1 protein-coding gene is annotated in these 522 nt (G+C 72.8%); it reads left to right on the forward strand.

All coding sequences use genetic code 11. The features are described from left to right. The coding region (prcB, locus tag CCN44_RS42105; RefSeq protein ID WP_086704545.1) for a proteasome subunit beta at positions 1 to 522 on the forward strand (522 nt) is incomplete at both ends.

Consider the following 522-nt stretch of genomic DNA (forward strand, 5'->3'; position numbering starts at 1 on the left):
CCGTCGGCCTCGCCCTCGACATGGTGCGGCTCTACCAGGTCGAGCTGACCCACTTCGAGAAGATCGAAGGCGTTCCGATGACCCTGGCGGCCAAGGCGGCCCGCCTCGCGGCCATGATCCGGCAGAACCTGGCCCAGGCCATGCAGGGTCTCGCCGTCGTCCCGCTGCTCGTCGGCTACGACCTCACCGCGCCCGGCGGCGGACACGGCCGGATCTTCGGCTACGACGCGGCCGGCGGGCTCTACGAGAAGCGGCACTTCCACGCGGAGGGCAGCGGCTCCCCGTACGCCCGGGGCGCCCTGAAGAAGCTGTACCGGCCGGACCTGACCCGCCGCGAGGCGGCCCTCGCCGCGCTCCAGGCGCTGTACGACGCGGCGGACGACGACTCGGCCACCGGCGGCCCCGACCTGAACCGCCGTATCTTCCCCGTCGTCTCGGTCATCACCGAGGACGGCTTCGAGCGGCTGCCGGAGACGGAGACCGAGGAACTCAGCCGTGAGACGGTCCGGCAGCGCGCCGGCC

This window comes from Streptomyces tricolor (genome assembly GCF_002155905.1).
GTDB lineage: Bacteria > Actinomycetota > Actinomycetes > Streptomycetales > Streptomycetaceae > Streptomyces > Streptomyces tricolor.